General features: G+C 68.6%; 17 protein-coding genes and 1 tRNA gene. 11 read left to right on the plus strand and 7 right to left on the minus strand.

The features are described from left to right. Positions 1–4 precede the first annotated feature (4 nt). From AB0K21_RS16950 to AB0K21_RS16965, 4 genes are all read right to left on the minus strand, one after another. Complete coding sequence (locus tag AB0K21_RS16950) at positions 5–883, minus strand: NUDIX hydrolase (RefSeq protein ID WP_364150860.1); 879 nt, start codon at positions 881–883, stop codon at positions 5–7. Further along, positions 876–2,939, minus strand: coding sequence for an RNA degradosome polyphosphate kinase (locus AB0K21_RS16955; protein ID WP_343962598.1), 2,064 nt, complete (start codon positions 2,937–2,939; stop codon positions 876–878). Before AB0K21_RS16955 ends, AB0K21_RS16950 begins: the two co-directional genes overlap by 8 nt. Positions 2,940–3,001: 62 nt before the next feature. Continuing rightward, positions 3,002–4,081, minus strand: coding sequence for a TetR family transcriptional regulator (locus AB0K21_RS16960; protein ID WP_343962596.1), 1,080 nt, complete (start codon positions 4,079–4,081; stop codon positions 3,002–3,004). Between the two features lie 280 nt (positions 4,082–4,361). Beyond that, entirely contained in the window at positions 4,362–5,303 is a 942-nt protein-coding gene (locus tag AB0K21_RS16965; RefSeq protein WP_343962594.1) for a fatty acid desaturase, read from the minus strand. Between the two features lie 310 nt (positions 5,304–5,613). On the opposite strand from AB0K21_RS16965, the gene AB0K21_RS16970 reads away from it, so the two are divergent. From AB0K21_RS16970 to pth, 5 genes are all read left to right on the plus strand, one after another. Beyond that, positions 5,614–5,685, plus strand: a tRNA-Gln gene (locus AB0K21_RS16970). A gap of 166 nt (positions 5,686–5,851) precedes the next feature. Further along, positions 5,852–7,303, plus strand: coding sequence for a bifunctional UDP-N-acetylglucosamine diphosphorylase/glucosamine-1-phosphate N-acetyltransferase GlmU (gene glmU / locus AB0K21_RS16975; protein WP_343962592.1), 1,452 nt, complete (start codon positions 5,852–5,854; stop codon positions 7,301–7,303). 73 nt (positions 7,304–7,376) lie between these two features. Further along, the gene (locus AB0K21_RS16980; protein ID WP_343962590.1) at positions 7,377–8,354 is read left to right on the plus strand and encodes a ribose-phosphate diphosphokinase; all 978 of its coding nucleotides are present in this window, start codon (positions 7,377–7,379) and stop codon (positions 8,352–8,354) included. A 319-nt stretch (positions 8,355–8,673) separates the two neighbouring features. After that, entirely contained in the window at positions 8,674–9,279 is a 606-nt protein-coding gene (locus AB0K21_RS16985) for a 50S ribosomal protein L25/general stress protein Ctc (protein ID WP_343962588.1), read from the plus strand. A gap of 64 nt (positions 9,280–9,343) precedes the next feature. Continuing rightward, entirely contained in the window at positions 9,344–9,940 is a 597-nt protein-coding gene (gene pth, locus AB0K21_RS16990) for an aminoacyl-tRNA hydrolase (protein WP_343962585.1), read from the plus strand. 149 nt (positions 9,941–10,089) lie between these two features. Here the strand turns inward: pth and AB0K21_RS16995 are convergent, their stop codons facing one another. Beyond that, positions 10,090–10,698 carry a 3'-5' exoribonuclease gene (locus AB0K21_RS16995; RefSeq protein ID WP_364150868.1) on the minus strand — a complete coding sequence of 203 codons (609 nt, stop codon included), beginning with the start codon at positions 10,696–10,698 and terminating at the stop codon, positions 10,090–10,092. A gap of 198 nt (positions 10,699–10,896) precedes the next feature. Between AB0K21_RS16995 and AB0K21_RS17000 the strand changes: the two genes are divergently transcribed. The 4 genes from AB0K21_RS17000 to cysN all read left to right on the plus strand — a co-directional run bounded on the left by AB0K21_RS17000 (position 10,897) and on the right by cysN (position 15,325). Next, positions 10,897–12,282 (plus strand): sugar transferase, encoded by a 1,386-nt coding sequence (locus tag AB0K21_RS17000; protein WP_364151225.1) that lies wholly within the window; start codon positions 10,897–10,899, stop codon positions 12,280–12,282. Beyond that, complete coding sequence (locus AB0K21_RS17005) at positions 12,282–13,049, plus strand: 3'(2'),5'-bisphosphate nucleotidase CysQ (RefSeq protein WP_364150871.1); 768 nt, start codon at positions 12,282–12,284, stop codon at positions 13,047–13,049. The genes AB0K21_RS17000 and AB0K21_RS17005 overlap by 1 nt, the downstream gene beginning before the upstream one ends. A gap of 19 nt (positions 13,050–13,068) precedes the next feature. Then, positions 13,069–13,983, plus strand: coding sequence for a sulfate adenylyltransferase subunit CysD (gene cysD / locus AB0K21_RS17010; protein WP_343962578.1), 915 nt, complete (start codon positions 13,069–13,071; stop codon positions 13,981–13,983). A 79-nt stretch (positions 13,984–14,062) separates the two neighbouring features. Next, positions 14,063–15,325, plus strand: coding sequence for a sulfate adenylyltransferase subunit CysN (gene cysN / locus AB0K21_RS17015; RefSeq protein ID WP_364150874.1), 1,263 nt, complete (start codon positions 14,063–14,065; stop codon positions 15,323–15,325). 137 nt (positions 15,326–15,462) lie between these two features. On the opposite strand, the gene AB0K21_RS17020 is transcribed toward cysN, so the two are convergent. Together AB0K21_RS17020 and AB0K21_RS17025 are read right to left on the minus strand one after the other, a co-directional pair. Continuing rightward, a complete protein-coding gene (locus AB0K21_RS17020) occupies positions 15,463–16,524 on the minus strand; it encodes a hypothetical protein (protein ID WP_343962574.1) in 1,062 nt (353 codons plus the stop codon). Beyond that, on the minus strand, positions 16,517–17,041 hold the full coding sequence (locus AB0K21_RS17025) for a hypothetical protein (RefSeq protein ID WP_343962572.1): 525 nt from the start codon (positions 17,039–17,041) through the stop codon (positions 16,517–16,519). The genes AB0K21_RS17020 and AB0K21_RS17025 overlap by 8 nt, the downstream gene beginning before the upstream one ends. A 496-nt stretch (positions 17,042–17,537) precedes the next feature. Here AB0K21_RS17025 and AB0K21_RS17030 point away from each other — a divergent pair, with 496 nt between their 5' ends. Together AB0K21_RS17030 and AB0K21_RS17035 are read left to right on the plus strand one after the other, a co-directional pair. Next, positions 17,538–18,107 (plus strand): hypothetical protein, encoded by a 570-nt coding sequence (locus AB0K21_RS17030; RefSeq protein WP_364150878.1) that lies wholly within the window; start codon positions 17,538–17,540, stop codon positions 18,105–18,107. A 438-nt stretch (positions 18,108–18,545) separates the two neighbouring features. Then, on the plus strand, positions 18,546–19,634 hold the full coding sequence (locus AB0K21_RS17035; RefSeq protein ID WP_364150881.1) for a virginiamycin B lyase: 1,089 nt from the start codon (positions 18,546–18,548) through the stop codon (positions 19,632–19,634). Positions 19,635–19,648: the final 14 nt, after the last annotated feature.

Below are 19,648 nucleotides of genomic sequence, written 5' to 3' on the forward strand. Positions count from 1 at the left end.
CGCGTCAGACGGTGTAACGGTCCACGGCCACGACACGGCCGCCGTTGTGGTGCAGCACCGTGAACGCGCCCTTGGCCGGCCGCGTGTCGCCGGACCGGCCACCGAATTCGGAGATCAGGTCGGGCAGGGTCTTGCCGTGGCCGCAGAAGACCGCGGGCCGGTTCGCGGCCAGGGCCTCCTTGACCAGGAGCAGGGAGCCCTGGAAGTCGTAGTGGGTCTCCGACAGGACGGGTTCGAGCCGGACCGGCAGGCCGGCCCGTTCGGCGTACGGTTCCAGGGTCTGCACGCACCGCCTGCTGGGGGAGCTGACCAGCTCCGCGGGGCCGAAGGCGTCCAGCACCCTCGCGAGCACCTCGGCCTGCCTCAGGCCGTTCTCGTCGAGCGGCCGGTCGTCGTCGTCGCCCTTCCAGTCCTGCCGGCTCCCCGCCAGGGCGTGCCGTACCAGCACGAGCGGGGTGGTCGCGAGCGATGCCGCGCCGAGCGCGCGGAGCAGCCCGGCGTCCCAGTCATAGGTCATGCGCCGTGCGGCCTCCTCGACAGGGAGCCAGACCACGTCGTCGACCTCACGCGTGTCGGTACGGCGCTTCTCGGAGAGCATCCTGGCCACCCAGTAGTCGACGCGCTTGGGCCGGCCGTCCTTCGTGTAGTGGCTCGGCGGCAGCGACCGGCCGAGCTCCACGGTGATCCCCGTCTCCTCGGCCACCTCGCGCAGCGCGCCGGCGATGGGGTGCTCGCCGTTCCTCAGCTTCCCCTTGGGGAACGACCAGTCGTCGTACCTGGGCCGGTGGACGAGGGCGACCTCCGGCGCGCCCGGTGAACCGCGCCAGACGACCGCCCCGGCCGCGCGGATCACGCCATCCGGATGGGTGGTGTGCTCAGCCATCGACGGACCTCCACCTACGGGTGCCGAGCAGATAGGTCTGCAGGTCGTTACCGGGATGCCGGACCCAGGTCCCGTCCGGGTTGAGCCACCAGGTCGCGGTGTCGTCGGACATGGCCCGGTCCAGCAGGCCGCTGAGGTAGTTCCGCTGCTGCTGGCTGGCGACCTTGACCAGTACCTCCACCCGGCGCTCGATGTTGCGGCGCATCATGTCACCGCTGCCGATCCAGACCTCCGGGCGCCGGCCGTGGCCGAACTCGTAGATCCGCGAGTGTTCGAGGAAACGGCCCAGCACGCTTCTGACCCGGATGTTCTCCGACAGCCCCGGTACGCCGGGGCGGAGCGTGCAGACCCCCCGCACCCACAGATCCACCGGTACGCCGGCCTGCGACGCCCGGTAGAGGGCGTCGATGATGGGCTCGTCGACCAGGGAGTTCGTCTTCATCCTGATGCCTGCGGGGCGGCCCGCCTCCTGATGGGCGATCTCCCGCTCGATCCTGGCCAGCAGCCCGCCGCGCAGGGAGTGCGGGGCGACCAGCAGCCGCCGGTAGGCCGAGTGGTTGGAGTAGCCGGTCAGGTGGATGAACAGGTCCGTGACATCCTCGCCGACCAGCCGGTCGGCGGTGAGCAGACCCAGATCCTCGTACAACCTGGCGGTCTTGGGGTTGTAGTTGCCCGTGCCGATGTGGCAGTAGCTGCGCAGCTCGCCCGAGGCTTCCTGGCGCACCACCAGGGCCAGCTTGCAGTGGGTCTTCAGCCCCACGACGCCGTAGACCACGTGGCAGCCGGCCCGTTCCAGCTTGCGCGCCCAGCTGATGTTGGCGTGCTCGTCGAACCTGGCCTTGATCTCCACGACCACGACCACCTGCTTGCCCGCCTCGGCGGCGTCGATCAGCGCGTCCACGATCGGTGAGTCGCCGCTGGTGCGGTAGAGCGTCTGCTTGATGGCCAGCACGTTCGGGTCGGCGGCGGCCTGCTCGATGAACCGCTGCACGCTCGTGGAGAACGAGTCGTACGGGTGGTGCAGCAGCACGTCCCGCTCGCGCAGCACCGCGAAGATGTCGTCCTCGACGTGCACCACCTCCGCGGGCACGAACGGGCGGAAGGTCAGCTCGCCCCGGTCGAGGTCGGCGATCGCGTGCAGCCCGGTCAGGTCCAGCGGCCCCGGCAGCCGGCAGATCTCGTGCTCGGCCACCCCCAGCTCGTCCACCAGCAGGTCGAGCACCTCGGGTGTGATGGTGTCCTCGACCTCCAGCCGGACCGGAGGGCCGAAGCGGCGCTTGAGGAGCTCGCGCTCCAGGGCCTGCATGAGGTTCTCGGTGACGTCCTCGTCGACGTCCAGGTCCTCGTTGCGGGTCACCCGGAAGGCGTGGTGTTCGACGATCTCCATACCTTTGAAAAGCTGCCCCAGGTGAGCGGCGATGACATCTTCCAGCGGGACGAAACGATTCACGGACGCCGCGACGAAGCGGGGAAGCCGGCTGGGCACCTTGACCCGGGCGAAGACCGTGTTGCCGGTCGAGGGATTGCGGACGGTGACGGCCAGGTTCAGTGAGAGTCCCGAGATGTACGGGAAGGGGTGGGCCGGGTCGACGGCCAGCGGCGTCAGCACCGGCCTGATCCGCTCCCTGAAGAGCCTGCGCATCTCGGTGCGCTCGTCGCGGCCGAGGTCGTCCCAGCGCACGATCTCGATGCCCTCGGCGCTCAGCTGCGGCCTGATCCGTTCGTAGAAGCAGGCCGACTGCCGCAGCGCGAGGTCGTTGGCGATCGCCGCGATCCTGGACAGTTCCTCGCGGGGCTTCAGCCCGCTCTTCGTGCGGAGCAGGAGGCCGGTGGCCATCCGCCGTTTCAGCCCGGCCACCCGTACCCGGAAGAACTCGTCCAGGTTGCTGGCGAAGATGGCAAGGAACCGTACTCTCTCCAGCAGCGGCAGAGACGGATCCTCCGCCATCTCCAGAACCCGTTGGTTGAACTGGAGCCAGCTCTCCTCCCGGTTGAGGAAGCGCTCTTGCGGGAGAGGAAGTCCGTCGGGGGTGGAACGAGCGGGTTCAGCGGACATATGACCAGAATGCCCGCTTTTGTTGAACGGAACGTTAATTTCGGCTCAACGGGCGTTGTTGTTTACTCACTTGGCTCAAGCTTTTCCTGCTCTTCACCAACGAGTTTCGCTCGCTTGACGGCCTCGCGCTCGGCGGCCTTGGCCTCACGGAGCATCGCCTTCTCCAGCTCCTTCTGCTCCCGCTCGCGGGCCCGCTCCTGCTCCCTCAGCAGCCGCTGCTGCTCCCGCTGCTCCCGCTCGCGGGCCTTCTCCAGCTCCCGCTGCTCGCGGAGCCGTGCCTTCTCCTGCTCCCTGGCCAGCTTCTCGGCCTCGCGTTGTTCGCGCTCGCGTAGCTTCTCCTGTTCCTTCTGCTCCCGCTCGCGGGCCTTCTCCAGCTCCCGGAGCTCCTTTTCGGTCAGGGGCGTGGGCGGCTGGGGCGCGGGCGAGCGCGATGCAGCGGGGTGGGGTTGCGGGCGCGATCCCGGTGGATGGTGGTCGGCGTCGGCCGGACGCTGGTGCGCCTGGACCAGCCGCTGCCCCAGGCCGCGAGAGGAGGCGGTGAGCCGAGGGCTCGGGTCCAGCCCGGTCAGACCGTTCCAAGCCAGGTTGACCAGATGTGCGGCGACCTCCTCGCGCGACGGTCTGCGCACGTCCAGCCACCACTGGCCGGTCAGTGCGACCATGCCGACCAGCATCTGGGCGTACATGGGGGCCAGTTTGGGGTCATAGCCCCGTTCGACGAACTCGTCGACCATGACGTCCTCGACCTGGCTGGCGATGTCGTTGATCAGGCTGGCGAACGTCCCGGTCCCCGAGGCGGCGTGCGAGTCGCGAACGAGGATGCGGAAACCCTCGCTGTTCTCCTCCACGTAGGCCAGCAGGGCCAGGGCCGCCCGCTCCAGCTTGATCAGCGAGTGCGAGGCGGACAGGGCCTCGGTCACCATGATCAATAGCTTCTGCATCTCCCGGTCGATGACGACCGCGTACACGCCCTCCTTGCCGCCGAAGTGCTCGTAGACCACCGGCTTGGAGACGTTGGCGGTCGCCGCGATCTCCTCGACCGATGTGCCGTCGAACCCTTTCTCCGCGAACAGGGTCCTGCTGATCTGGATCAACTGTTCCCGGCGTTCCTTGCCTGACATCCGCCGTCGGGGTTCGCTCACGGTTCTAATAATGCTGCTCCACTGTGTTGATTGCGACGCTAGCGCGTCGCGGTGAGGCCGCTCTTACCCGGCTCCTTCCCTCGTCGAGGCAGGTCGCTCGTACCTCGCGACCTTCCTCTCCTCAGTCCAGTCGCCGGCGCGGCCTCACGGGTAGTCCCTCAAGGAAGACGTCTCAGGCACGTCCTCAGGGGAGTCTCTCGGGCTGTGGCCGGGCGCGGCCTCACAGGGGTATCCCCGGGGGAGGGAACATATCCCGGTAGGAGGGAGGAGAGGGTGAGGGTCAGGCGGCGATGCGTTTGGCGGCGATGCGTTCGGGGGTGGGCCAGCGGACGTCGTGGGCCCAGCCTGCCTTCTCGAACCAGCGGATGACACCCGCGCTGAGGTCGATCTGCCCCTTCAGCACGCCGTGCCGGGCACAGGTGGGGTCGGAGTGGTGCAGGTTGTGCCAGGACTCGCCGAAGGAGGGGATGGCCAGCCACCACACGTTGCGGGACTTGTCGCGTGATTCGAAGGACTCCTCGCCGAAGACGTGGCAGATGGAGTTGATCGACCAGGTCACGTGGTGCAGCAGGCCGATCCGGACCAGCGTGCCCCAGAAGAAACCGGTGACCATGCCCCACCACGACCAGGTCAGCAGGCCGCCCAGCAGGGCGGGCATGACCATCGTGGTGATCGCCAGGACCGGGAAGAACTTGTGCAGCCTGATGATGTCCGGGTCCTTGACCAGGTCGGGGGCGTACTTCTCACGGTTGGCCCGATCGGCCTCGAACAGCCAGCCCATGTGCGCCCAGAGCAGGCCCTTGGACACGGCCACGAAGCCGGTGCCGAAGCGCCACGGCGAGTGCGGGTCGCCGTCCTTGTCGGAGAACTTGTGGTGCTTGCGATGGGTGGCCACCCAGTCGAGCACCGACATCTCCATCGAGAGGCTGCCCGCGATGCCCAGCGCGATCTTCAGCGGACGCTTGGCCTTGAACGAGCCGTGCGTGAAGTGGCGGTGCAGGCCGACGGTGACCCCCAGCCCGGTGACCACGTAGAAGACCGCCGCGATCGCGATGTCGGACCAGCCGAGTCCCCAGCCCCAGGCGAACGGGACGGCCATGGCCAGGGCGATCAGCGGGGCACCGACGACCACCCCGAAGGTGATGATCTCCGGCAGTGTCTTCCGCTCTGGGTCTACGTCTGGTTTGGGGCCCGGAGCAGGGCGTTCTTCGATGACGGTCATGCGCTACCTCGCGGTGGCTCGGAAAGGCAAGGATTCACGTGCGGCTACGCCACCGTAACCTACGCCATCGTAAGTTAGGAATCCCTAAGCACCAAGTGTGTGGAAGATGGGCCGCCGGGGCTGGTGCCGCAGCGGCTTCGTAATCTGTTCTACCCGTGTCTGACCTGCCAAACGACGGGTTCCCCAGGCTCGTTGCCGGGGCCGCTCGACTTTGCGGACAGAGCGGCTCCCAAACGGCGCGCGTTCGACACCGCGGGCTCTGTATCGTAGGGGTGCCAGGCGTACGGGGTCGTCCCCGCTGTCTGGCCGATCCGGCATTGGGTAATTGGCAGCCCGCAAGGTTTTGGTCCTTGTTGTCCAGGTTCGAGTCCTGGTGCCGGAGCCGTCTCTTATGTCTGCTTTATTGGCTCGGCTAGTCGGCTGGGTGGGTTCCCGAACGGGAAGGTATCCTCACGTTGTCGAGCAGGTGACGGTGCCATGCCCTGGGGGTGGATATCCGTCGTCGTGCTCCGTCATGTCTCAGCCGCGACGCCGAGGGAGCCTCGTCCGTGAGTGTGCCGCGCCCGGCCGCCGTCATTGTCCTTGCCGCAGGCGAGGGCACCCGGATGAAGTCGAGAACACCGAAGATCCTTCATGAACTGTGCGGCCGTACCCTGGTCGACCATATGCTCGCCGCCGCAAGAGGGCTCGAACCCGAGCGGCTCATCGTTGTCATCGGCCACGAACGGGAGCGGGTCCAGGCACACCTGGCCGGCACCGCCCCTGACGCGCGGGTCGTCGTGCAGGCCGAGCAGAGGGGTACCGGCCACGCCGTCCGTACCGTCCTGGAGACGGTGGGCACCATCAGCGGCACCGTCCTGGTGACCTACGGCGATACGCCGCTGCTGCGCACCGAGACCCTCGCGGCCCTGCTCGAACGGCACGGTGAGGACGGCAACGCCGTCACCGTGCTGACGGCCGAGGTGCCCGACCCGTACGGCTACGGCCGGATCATCCGCGATGCCTCGGGGGCGGTCCTGGAGATCGTCGAGGAGAAGGACGCCGACCCCGCGCAACGGGCGATCAAGGAGATGAACTCCGGCGTCTACGCCTTCGACGGGTCCCTGCTGGCCGACGCGGTCAAGCGGGTGTCCACCTCCAACGCCCAGGGCGAGGAGTACCTCACGGACGTCCTCGCGATCCTGCGCCAGGACGGCCACCGGGTCGGCGCCCACGTCGCGGCCGACTACGTGGAGGTGGAGGGCGTCAACGACCGTGTACAGCTCGCCTTCGCCCGTCAGGTCCTCAACGCGCGCCTGCTGGAGACGCACATGCGGGCCGGGGTGACCGTGGTCGACCCGGCCAGCACCTGGATCGATGTGGACGTCACCCTCGAACGGGACGTGGTGATCCACCCCGGCACCCAGCTGCACGGCCGTACGGCGGTCGCCGAGGGCGCCGAGGTCGGTCCCGCCAGCACGCTGACCGACACCGTCGTCGGCGAGGGGGCGCTGGTGCGCAACGCCGTCTGCACCGAGGCCGTGATCGGCCCCGAGGCCCTGGTCGGGCCGTACGCCTATTTGCGCCCCGGCACCGTGCTGGCGCGCAAGGCCAAGGCCGGAACGTACGTCGAGATGAAGAACGCCCAGGTCGGAGAGGGTGCGAAGGTGCCGCACCTGAGCTATGTGGGTGACGCGACGATCGGTGCGGGCGCCAACATCGGCGCCTCGGCGATCTTCGTCAACTATGACGGGGTCAACAAGCATCACACGACGGTGGGCGAGCACGCCTTCGTCGGATGCGACACCATGCTCGTCGCGCCGGTCAACATCGGCGACGGCGCATATACGGCCGCGGGTTCGGTCATCGACGGAGATGTCCCGGCAGGGAGCATCGGGGTGGCCCGCGGGCGGCAACGCAATATCGAAGGGTGGGTCGTGCGCAGGCGCGCGGGCACCAGATCGGCTCAGGCGGCGCGGAAAGCCGCCGAGTCGGGGAAACAGCAGGGGAGCCAGACGTGAGTGAGCGGAGCGAGCGGCCCGGTGGGCGCGGCGTCGCGCGGACATCGATGTGCTCTCCGGCGGGGGGGACGGCATGAGCAGCATCAAGAAGACCGGTGAGAAGAACATGATGTTCTTCTCCGGCAGGGCGCATCCGGAGCTGGCAGCCGAGGTGGCGAGCCACCTAGGCATCGTGGAGACGCCGACCACGCTGCGTGACTTCGCCAACGGGGAGATCTACGCCCGTTACCAGGAGTCGGTCCGTGGCTGTGACGCGTTCGTCATGCAGAGCCACACTCTGCCGATCAACCAGTGGATCATGGAGCAGCTGATCATGGTGGACGCGCTCAAGCGCGCCTCCGCCAAGCGGATCACCGTGATCATGCCGTTCTACGGCTACGCCCGCCAGGACAAGAAGGGGCGGGGCCGCGAGCCCATCACCGCCCGCCTGATGGCCGACATGTTCAAGACGGCCGGCGCCGACCGGCTGATGTCGATCGACTTGCACACCTCCCAGATCCAGGGCTTCTTCGACGGCCCGGTGGACCACCTGTTCGCCATGCCCGTCCTGGTCAACTACCTCAAGGACAAGCTCGACCTGGAGACGACCACGATCGTCTCACCCGACACCGGGCGGGTGCGGCTCTCGGAGCGCTGGGCCGACACGCTGGGCACCCCGCTGGCCTTCATCCACAAGCGCCGCGACCTCGACGTGGCCAACCAGGTGAAGGTGAGCGAGGTCGTCGGCCGGGTGAAGGGCCGGACCTGTGTGCTGATCGACGACATGATCGACACTGCGGGCACGATCTGCAAGGCGGCCGACGCCCTCTACGAGCAGGGCGCCACCAACGTGGTCGTGGCGGCCACCCACGCGGTCTTCTCCGACCCCGCGGTCGACCGGCTGAAGAACTCCAGGGTCTCCGAGGTCATCGTCACCAACACGTTGCCGCTCCCCGAGGAGAAGAGGTTCGACAAGCTCACGGTCCTGTCGATCGCCCCGCTGATCGCCCGCGCGATCAACGAGGTCTTCAGCGACGGCTCGGTGACCAGCCTCTTCGAAGGCGACAGCTAGTTACTCGTCACCTTCCCCGCCGAACATCACCTTCCCCCTCGGGGACGTGCCGTCCACCCACCCTGGGGACGTGTCCGTGCTCCGTCCCTGAGGGACTCCCTGTGAGGCCGCGCCGGCGACTGGACTGAGGAGAGGGAGGTCGCGAGGAACGAGCGACCTCCCTCGACGAGGGAAGGAGCCGGGTAAGAGCGGCCGAACCGCGACGCGTTAGCGTCGCAATAAGCACGGTAGGGTTGTCAAGTTGCGTTCGTAACGCCTTCCGCTAGGGCGGGTGAGGGGGAGCGCATCTTCCGATTCTTGAGATCCCTAGGAGATCAGCATGTCCGAAGTGGTAATCACCACCGAGCTCCGCGACAGGTTCGGCAAGGGCGCCGCCCGCAAGATCCGTCGCGAGGACAAGGTCCCCGTCGTCCTCTACGGACACGGCTCCGAGCCGAGGCACCTGTCCCTGCCGGGTCACGAGCTGCTGCTCGCCCTGCGTACGCCGAACGTGCTGATCCGCCTTGAGGGTGCGGTCGACGAGCTCGCGCTGCCCAAGGGTGTCCAGCGCGACCCGATCAAGGGCTTCCTCGAGCACGTCGACCTCCTGCTCGTCAGGCGCGGCGAGAAGGTCACCGTCGACATTCCCGTCGTCGTGACCGGCGAGGTCGCCGACGGCATCCTCGACCAGCAGCTCGTCTCCGTCTCGGTCGAGACCGAGGCCACCCACATCCCCGAGGGCGTCGAGGTCGACGTCGAGGGCCTGGAGGTCGGCGCCCAGATCACCGCCGCCGACCTGAAGCTGCCCAAGGGCACGAGCCTCGCCGCCGACCCTGAGGTGCTGGTCCTGATCGTCTCCGCGGCCCCGACCGCCGAGCCCGCGGCCGAGGGCGAGGCCGTCGAGGCCGCTCCGGCCGAGGGCGAGAGCGCCGAGAGCGCCGAGTAGTTTTCTCTGCTAGATCTGTCAGGGCGGCCCGTTCCCGGGCCGCCCTGACGCGCGTATGAAGGGGATGCCGATCGTGGACCGCTGGCTGGTCGTGGGCCTGGGAAACCCCGGGCCGGAGTACGTAGGAAACCGGCACAACGCGGGGTTCATGGTCCTGGACGAGCTGGCCGCGCGCGCCGGCGGGCGCTTCAAGGCGCACAGGTCGCGCTCGGAGGTGCTGGAGGGCCGCCTGGCGGGTGTCCCCGCGGTGCTGGCCAAGCCGCTGTCCTTCATGAACCTGTCCGGCGGACCGGTCAAGGCCCTGGCCGACTTCTACAAGGTCGACCCGGCCCGCGTGATCGTGGTCCACGACGAGCTGGACATCCCGTACGGCGCGCTGAGGGCCAAGCTGGGCGGCGGTGACAACGGTCACAACGGGCTGAAGTCGATCACCAAGTCGCTGGCCACCAAGGACTACCTGCGGGTCCGGTTCGGCATCGGCCGCCCGCCGGGCCGGATGGACGCCGCGACCTATGTCCTGCGTGACTTCGCCACCGCCGAGCGCAAGGATCTCGGGTTCCTGGTCGACCGTGCGGCCGACGTGGTGGAGTCGCTGATCAGGGTCGGCCTGGAGCCGACCCAGAACGCCTTCCACGCCGGCGACCTGAACATCTCCAGTTAATGGCGACGCTAACGCGTCGCGGTTCGGCTGTTACATGGCGACGCTGACGCGTCGCGGTTCGGCCGCTCTTGTCCGGCTCCTTCCCTCGTCGACCGGGGTCGCTCGTTCCTCACGACCCCGCTCTCCTCAGTCCAGTCCCCGGCGCGGCCTCACGGGGAGTCCCCTCGGGGAGGGAGCGTGGGCTCGTCCTCGTGATGCTTCCTGGGGCGACTCGTAGGCACGTCCTCACGGGACTTCCGGTGCGGCGATGGGCGTGGGGTCAGGGCCATCAGGTTCTGGAGGAGTTCGGCCTGCTCGATCGCGTCGTCCAGGGCGTTGTGCGTGTGCGGCCGCTGGGAGAGCAGGTGCCTGGGCATCTGCCGCTTGGTCGCCCAGCCGATCGGCACTCCCGCCTTGGCCGCGTACAGCGTCTTCATGTCGATGCAGCGCGAGTGCCCGAACGGTGAGACACCGGCGAATCGCATGAAGTACCAATAAATCCACATCCAGTCGTAGGAGAGCGGGTAGGCCGCCAGTACCGGTGTGCTGTTCCCGCACGCGTCGCGGATCCACGCGGCGGCCTCCCGCATCGCTTCGGCCGGGTCGCGGCCCTCGCGGATCAGCGTCTCCCGGTCGAGCCCGCTCACCGCGAGCGCCTCGGGCACATGGTCGTCGCTGATCGGCCGCAGCTCCGCGTAGAACGTACGGGTCTGCGGATCGACCGGTTCGAAGACCTTTCCGGTCATCCGCCCGGCCACCGCCATACCAAAGCTGACCATTGAATACGGTCCCGGAATGGGGCCATCGGCCTCGACATCCACAGAGATGTACGTTTCGGTCTTCAACCTTCGGGCCTCTCTTGTCGCCGCTACCATTACGTAACTGTCTGTCCGTGAACGGTTACGCAGGGGGAGCGCGTGCGCGACGTGACCGCAGTCCAGGCCGGGTCCGGAGCCGTGCCGGTCTCGCGCCGTCAGATGCCGGACTGGGTGCGGGGGCACCGCGCGATGGCCCTCGCCGCCGACACCGTCTGCGCCGCCCTGGCCGGAGCTCTCGCGCTGCTCGTTCGATTCGGCGAGGTTACCGCCTACGTTCTCCCGTACGTCATGCTGAGCGCCGCCCTGCCCGCCGTCTGGGTCTGCGTGGTCGCGCTGAACCGCGCCTACGAGCCTCGGCTCATCGGCCTGGGCTCGGAGGAGTTCCAGCGGATCCTCCAGTGCGGCTTCATGCTCACCGCAGCCCTCGCCGTCGGCGCCTACCTCACCAAGACCGATGTGGCCCGCGGCTACGTGGTGCTGGCACTCCCGCTGACGACGCTGCTCACCCTCCTGACGCGGTACGGGCTGCGCCGCTCCCTGCACCGCAGGCGGGCCCGGGGCAGGTGCATGCGGCGGGTGGTGGCGGTGGGCCATCGGGTGGCGATCAGCGAGCTGGTCCGCAGGTTCCGCCGGGAGCGCTACCACGGCATGGAGGTCGTCGGGGCCTGTGCTCCGCGCGACGGGATGGGCGACGTGGAGGGCGTACCGGTTCTCGGTGACCTCTCCGACGTCGCGCTCGCGGTCGGGCAGGTCCACGCCGACACCGTGGCCGTGCTCGCCTGCCCGGAGATGGACGGGGTGGCGCTGCGGCGACTGGCCTGGCGGCTGGAGAAGACCGACACGGACCTGGTCGTGGCCCCCGCGCTGATGGAGGTGGCCGGGCCGCGGATCACCATCCGTCCGGCGGCGGGGCTGCCGCTGCTGCACGTGGACCACCCCGAGATCTCCGGCCTGCGCCAGGTGGTCAAGAACCTGTTCGACCGGATCGGCGCCGGGGTGCTGCTGGCGGTGCTGCTCCCGCTGCTGGTGGTGGTGGCGGCGGCGGTGCGGGCCTCCGGGCCGGGGCCGGCGTTCTTCCGGCAGACGAGGGTGGGCCGCGACGGCGCGGAGTTCACGATCTACAAGTTCCGGACGATGCGCGCCGACGCCGAGCACCGGAAGATCACCCTGTCCAGCGACGGGCAGGGCCCGCTCTTCAAGATCAAGAACGATCCGAGGGTGACCCCGCTGGGTGCCCGGCTGCGCCGCCATTCGCTGGACGAGCTGCCCCAGCTGATCAACGTGCTGCTGGGACACATGTCCCTGGTGGGCCCCCGGCCGCCACTACCGGAGGAGGTGGCGGGGTACGGTGACGATGTCCGCCGCCGGTTGCTGGTCAAGCCGGGCATGACCGGTCTGTGGCAGGTGAGCGGTCGCTCTGACCTGTCCTGGGAGGAATCGGTACGGTTGGACCTACGTTACGTGGAGAGCTGGTCTCTCATGCTGGACCTGCAGATCCTGTGGAAGACCTGGTCGGCTGTCGCGCGAGGAACTGGAGCATACTGATGACCGTTCGCGACGATCACACACTCGCCGCGGAGTTGGCGACGACGGCCGGCGAGAAGCTGGCGGCCCTGCGCGCGGAGCGGGGTTTCGACAACCCCTCCGAACTGCGCAAGGAGGGTGACATCGCCTCTCACCTGTTCCTGATGGAGGCCCTGGCGCGGCTGCGCCCGGACGACAGCGTGCTGTCCGAGGAGGCGACCAGCGAGGAGCGGCTCGACCCGCGCAGGCTCCGTGCCGAGCGGGTCTGGATCGTCGACCCGCTGGACGGCACCCGAGAGTTCGCCGAGGAGGGCCGTGCGGACTGGGCGGTCCACGTGGCGCTCTGGGAGCGTGGCACGCTGACGGCCGGTGCCGTCGCGCTACCGGCCCAGGGCCGTACACTCTCCACCGCCGAACCTCCGGTGCGGCCCGCCTCCGAGGCGGGCGCCAGGCCGCGGATCGCGGTCAGCAGGACCCGCCCGCCGGAGTTCGTCCAGAAGCTGGCGGCTCTCGTCGGCGCGGACCTGGTACCGATCGGGTCGGCCGGTGCCAAGATCTCCGCGGTGCTCACCGGAGCGGTCGAGGCCTACGTGCACGCCGGAGGCCAGTACGAGTGGGATTCCGCCGCGCCCGTCGCGGTGGCCCTCGCCGCGGGGGCCCACGCCAGCCGCATCGACGGCTCGCAGCTGGCCTACAACCAGCCCGACCCCTCATTGCCGGATATCCTTGTATCCCTACCGGGACTGGCGCCGACGTTGCTCGCTGGAATCCGGGATCTGCACCGCTAATCCCCGCTAGGAGAGTTTGATGCTTCAGCGCGACTACACCACGTCGCAGCTCGACGTCCTCGAGGCAGAGGCGATCCACATCATGCGTGAGGTCGCGGCCGAGTTCGAGCGTCCCTGTCTGCTCTTCTCCGGTGGTAAGGACTCCATCGTCATGCTCCGCATCGCGGAGAAGGCGTTCTGGCCCGCGCCGATTCCCTTCCCACTGATGCACGTCGACACCGGCCACAACTTCACAGAGGTCATCGAGTTCCGGGACCGCCGCGCCGCGCAGCTGGGCGCGCGCCTGGTCGTCGCCAGCGTCCAGGTCTCCATCGACGCCGGGCGCGTCGTCGAGGAGACCGGCCGCAGGGCCTCGCGCAACCGGCTGCAGACCACGACGCTGCTGGACGCGATCGAGGAGAACGAGTACGACGCCGTGTTCGGCGGTGCCCGCCGCGACGAGGAGAAGGCCCGCGCCAAGGAGCGGGTGTTCTCCTTCCGCGACGACTTCGGCCAGTGGGACCCCAAGAACCAGCGTCCCGAGCTGTGGAACCTCTACAACGCCAGGATCCGCAAGGGCGAGCACATCCGGGTGTTCCCGCTGTCCAACTGGACCGAGCTCGACATCTGGGACTACATCCGGCGCGAGGGCATCGAGATCCCCTCGATCTACTACGCCCACACCCGCAAGGTGTTCGAGCGCGACGGCATGCTGCTGGCCGACAGTGAGTTCATCATCCGCGACGAGGACGAGCCGCTCCAGGAGATGACGGTCCGCTACCGCACGGTCGGCGACGTGACCTGCACCGGCGCGGTCCAGTCGGGTGCCGCGACGGTCGAGGCGATCATCGAGGAGATCGCGGTGAGCCGGATCACCGAGCGCGGCGCCACCCGCGCCGACGACCGCGCCTCCGAGGCGTCCATGGAGGACCGCAAGCGGGAGGGCTACTTCTAGTGCTCACCCACCCTCCCGTCTCCCTTCTTCCCGCGCGGTCCCGCGCCGCGAGCCGTACGACCTCTGGAGAGCACCTCTGATGGACATCCTTCGCTTTGCCACGGCGGGAAGCGTCGACGACGGAAAGTCGACGCTCATCGGGCGGTTGCTCTTCGACTCCAAGGCGATCTTCGAGGACCAGCTGGAGGCCGTCGAGCGCACCTCCCGGGACCGCGGCACCGAGTACACCGACCTGTCGCTGCTCACCGACGGCCTGCGGGCCGAGCGGGAGCAGGGCATCACCATCGACGTGGCCTACCGCTACTTCGCCACTCCCAAGCGCAAGTTCATCATCGCCGACACCCCCGGGCACATCCAGTACACCCGGAACATGGTCACCGGTGCCTCCACCGCCGACCTGGCGATCGTCCTGATCGACGCGCGCAAGGGCGTGCTGGAGCAGTCGCGGCGGCACGCCTTCCTCACCACGCTGCTGCGGGTGCCGCACCTGGTCCTGGCCGTCAACAAGATGGACCTGGTCGACTACTCGCAGGAGCGGTTCGAGGAGATCCGCGAGGAGTTCACCGCCTTCGCCTCCAAGCTGAACGCGCCGGACCTGACGTTCATCCCGATCTCGGCGCTGCACGGTGACAACGTGGTGGCGCGCTCGGAGAACACCCCCTGGTACAACGGGTCCTCGCTCCTGCACCACCTGGAGCACGTGCACATCGCCTCCGACCGCAACCTGGTCGACGTGCGCTTCCCCGTGCAGTACGTCATCCGCCCGCAGCGGGCCACCGACCCGGCCTTCCACGACTACCGAGGCTACGCCGGTCAGGTCGCCGGAGGCGTGCTGAAGCCGGGGGACGAGGTCATGCACCTGCCTTCGGGCCTGGCCACGCGCATCGCGTCGATCGACACCTTCGACGGACCGGTCGACGAGGCGTTCCCGCCGATGTCGGTGACCCTCCGGCTGGAGGACGACATCGACATCTCGCGCGGCGACATGATCTGCCGCCCGAACAACCAGCCGCACGTCTCCCAGGAGCTGGAGGCGATGATCTGCTGGATGACGGATTCCAGCAAGCTGGCCCCGCGCGCCAAGCTGACCATCAAGCACACCACCCGTACGGCCCGCGTCCTGGTCAAGGACCTGCACTACCGGCTGGACGTCAACACCCTGCACCGGGACGAGGCCGCCTCCTCGCTCGGTCTCAACGAGATCGGACGCGTCTCGCTCCGCGTCACCCAGCCCCTGTTCGTGGACGACTACGCCCGCAACCGCCTCACCGGTGGTTTCATCCTCGTGGACGAGGCCACCAACAACACCGTCGGCGCCGGCATGATCGTCGACGCCAAGTAGCTGCCACTGCCCGCGCCCGGCGCCGTGGTCTCCTTCCTCGTACGTCACGGGAGAGACCCGGCCCGGGCCGCGGGCGGTTCCGTGTCCTCGGGGCCGGTCACTGTCGTCCGGCCGTCGGCGCGGTACGTCGGCCGACGTCAGACGAGGTCGCCGCGGAGATGACCGGCGGCCGGGATCCGCTGACGTGCGCGGAGACGACGGAGGCCGATGAGGAGGATCACCGCGGCGACAAGGGCCACCAGCCCGGCGAGCGAGAGGGCCAGCGTCAGTGGGGAGTCCAACGACGCCGGTGGGCCCCAGCTGCCGGGCTTGGCGGGGAAGGTGAGCGTTCCGGTCGCGGTGTGCCCGATCCGGCCGCCCCGGAGGGCGAGGCGGAACTTCCACGGTCCGTCGGGGAGGACCTTGCCCAGCAGTACGGTGACCTCTCCCTGCTCGCCGGGCGCCAGGGTCGTGTCGCGGTCGGTCGGGAAGGGGCCGGCGCTCAGCGAGCTGGGCCCTGCTGACAGGGTCAGCTGTCCCTCGACGTCGATGGCGCGTCGGCCGGTGTTGGCGACGGTTGCCACGACCTTCGGCTGCCCGTCTCCGGTTCGCTGCGGGACTATCCCGCCGATCCGGAAGTCCGAGGGCGGTTCACCGCCCGGACCGACGTCGAGATAGACGCGGATCCCGACGCGGTTGACGAGTGCGACGTTGCCTCTCGGGTCCGGGCCGGCCGAGGAGACCTCTGCCCAGATGACGGCGTACCGCTCCGCCTTGGTCGCCCACGCCGGCACGGCGATGGTGGCCTTGACCGGTGCGCTGCCGTGTGCCGGCAGGTCGGCCGCGGGGCGGTTGAGCGTGATCCATGAGCTCAGCTCATTGGGGGTGCGGCCCGGTGCGAAGGTGAAGCGGGCACCGCGGATATCGGCCGCGCCGGCATACAGCCGCACGTGCTGGGGCTTGGCCGAGGTGCTGTAGACCTCGAAACGCCGGGTGAAGGTGGTGCCGGGATTGACATGGTCGACGATGAAGGCATGTGATCGCGGATCGTCCATCCGGTTGGCGGGAATCTCCAGCAACCTGATGCCGAGGAATGCCTCGTCGGCCGGACGCGCCTCCCGGTGCCCGGTGCCCGCGCTCGCCGGAGCACCGATCATCGTGTGCGACAGGAGCGCGAGCAGCGCCGCCGAGACGAGCCGCCGCAGCAGTGGGCTAGGCAACGGAGTGGCTCACCGTGCCGGTGTAGGTGCCGGTCACGGCCTGGGCGGGAACGCTGATGACGATGGTCGGGTTCCAGGTGGCGGAGTTGTTGCCGGAGCCGGTCGTCTTGCTGAAGGCGGTGCGCGACGCGCTCAGCGTCTGCGCGGCCGCCGCGTTGGCCTGGCCGGGAGCGAAGGTGCCGGTGCCGGTGGTGGCGGTCGCGGGGCCGGACCAGTAGGAGACGTTGGCGGTGGCAATGGTCTCGGCGGCCGTGCCGCCTCCCGTGGTGAAGCCCCCCGAGGCCGCGATGACCGTCGCGATCCAGGTCGCGGTGAGCGCGGCACGCTGGTCGGACACCGTGATCGAGCCGAGCTGCCCGCTGATCTGGTTGCCCGGCGTGCCGCTTCCAACGCTGACCGGGCCATTGGGAACGGTGATCGTCAGCCCGTTCGGGGCGGTCACCGTGAAGGTCACCGTGGTGGAACAGGTGGTCGACGCGGGGCAGGTGTCGGCCTGGGAGGACGGAGCCGTCATCATGGCCGCCACCACTCCGGCGATACCTGCCAGGGGAATACAAAGACGGTTTCTGGACACTGCTGATCTCCTCCGCCGGACTTTCGCCGCTGGGCCGGGCCGTTCTTACGTGATCACATCTTGCGTGGCGATCGGTTTTCGAGAGCCGTCTCCGGAGGCATCTGGAAACATTTGGTGATCACATGATGACTACCGGTAATTATCGGATCGGTGACCTGATCGTCGGAAAGGGCGTGCGGACGAACCGGTCGGGTGACTGGACCAGGCGGACCCTCTCGCCACCTCTCTCGCCGGGGCCGGTCTTTCACCGGTACCGGCCGACCTGCCCGGCCGCGTCGGCGCGAGGTTTCCCGCGATGCCTTTGCCAGGGACTTACCGCCCACGGACGAGTTTGGAGAACATCCCCCGAATCGTGTGATCTAGGCTGCCATCGGTTTCCGTGCGTCACCGAACGGATGCTCCACGTGCATCGCCCACGACTCACATGTGAGGAATCGCCATGAGGAAGAGCCGGGCCGGCAGCTTCGTCGCGCGGACCCCCCTGTCGCTGGTGGCGGCGATCGCCCTGCCGCTGGCCCTCGGCGCTCCCGGTGTCCCGACCTCCGGAGCCGTAACCGGCGCGACGGTCGCCTGGCGTGCCGACTCGCTGACGATCACCGTGCCCGCCTCGGCGAATCTCGGCAGCGGCGCCGCGGGCGACACGATCAGCGCCTCTCTGGGCACGGTGACCGTGGTCGACACCCGGGGCGGAATGCCACCTTGGACGGCGACCGTGTCGGCCACGAACTTCACCACCGGCGGCGGATCACCGGCGCAGACCATCACAAAAGCCAACATCTCCTACTGGTCAGGCACGGTCACCGATTCATCGGGTGGCGGCAACCGCACTCCCGGACAGACCACCGCGGCCCAGGCGGTGCCCCTGTCCACGTCGGTGACCGCCTTCAGTGGACGCAAGCCGCTATCTCTGCCCACCTCCACGAGTTGGGCGCCGACACTCGTCGTCACCGTCTCGGCCGCCGCCGCCACGGGCGTCTACAGCGGCGTCATCACCCACTCGGTCGCCTGAGCGGCGGTTCGCCGTCCGGCGCAGGACGACGATGACGCCGGCCGATCGAGTCGATCTGCCGCCCGCGGGGACCACCCGGAGCCCGCGCGTCCGACGCGTCTGAGATCGCCCGCCGGTGGAACCGGACGCGCCCCTGGTCGCCGCCGATGAGTTGGCGCTTCCATGACCAGCCACGGACGCAGATGATCGGCGGCGAACGGCGGCCGAGCGGGATATTGGGATCGCCGAGGCCGGACAGCGGTGACGAACATCGTCCGGAGCGGGCCTTCAGGGTGTACGTGCCGATGCCCGCAGATTCTCGCTCACAGCGCTCCGACGCCGCGGATCTCACATCGCTCGAACACACCCGGCGGTCCACCCGCCTTCCTTTTGGGCTTTCTTTTTCGAAGGGACGTCATGCATCGCTACTCAAGGCGCCTGGGATATCCGCTCGTGGTCATGGCTCTGGTCCTGGCGGCGGGCATCCCCATGCCCGTGTCCGCCTCCGGTGCCCCGCCACACCGGCCCTCCCTCCCGCGTCCATGGGTGAAGATCTGCCTCAAGCTCAAGCAGATGCCACAGCATCGGCGCATCCGCTGTCACTTCCCGCCCGCGCCCCGGCCCCGGTTCGCCACGCAGGCCGGGCGCACGGCACAGATCCTGCGGACACCGACGATCAATGAGCTGTCGATACCGACCAGCCCGTCGACCCCCATCGGGATCGCCACCGGGCCGGACGGCGCGGTGTGGTTCGCGGAGAACTACGGCAACAGGATCGGGCGCGTCACCACGGCGGGCGTGTTCACCTCGTACGCCATCCCCACCACCGACTCCCAGCCGGGGCACCTCACCGCGGGTTCGGACGGCGCTCTGTGGTTCACCGAGGCGGAAGGCAACAAGATCGGGCGGATCACCACCTCGGGGACGATCACCGAGTACCCGCTGCCCACCGCGGGCGCCTACCCCTGGGGGATCACCGCCGGCCCGGACGGCGCTCTGTGGTTCATCGAGGTGGAAGGTAACAAAGTCGGGCGGATCACCACCTCGGGGACGATCACCGAGTACCCGCTGCCCACCGCGGGTACCTACCCCTGGCGGATCACTACCGGCCCGGACGGCGCTCTGTGGTTCACCGAGGCACTCCTGGGCAAGATCGGGCGAATCACCACCTCGGGGACGATCACCGAATTCACCATCCCGTCCTCCGGCGCGATACCCATCGGGATCACCACGGGCCCGGACGGCAACCTGTGGTACACCGACGCCAACGGCAAGGTCAGCTCCATGACCACCGCGGGCACCTTCACCGAGTACCCGCTCACCGATCCCGACAGCTGCCCGTGGGGCATCACCGTCGGATCGGACAACAACCTGTGGTTCGTCGAACAGTGCGCCAACAACGTCGCCAGCGTCACCACCTCGGGGACGATCACCGAGACCTCGCTGCCGACCGTCATCTCCGGGCCGTTCGACATCACGGCCGGACCCGACGACAACCTCTGGGTCACCGAGGACTACGTCGACAAGATCGCCGTCGTGACTCCCTGAGCACGCCGACCGGC

This window comes from Streptosporangium sp. NPDC049248, assembly GCF_040678965.1.
In the GTDB taxonomy this organism is placed as follows: domain Bacteria; phylum Actinomycetota; class Actinomycetes; order Streptosporangiales; family Streptosporangiaceae; genus Streptosporangium; species Streptosporangium fukuiense.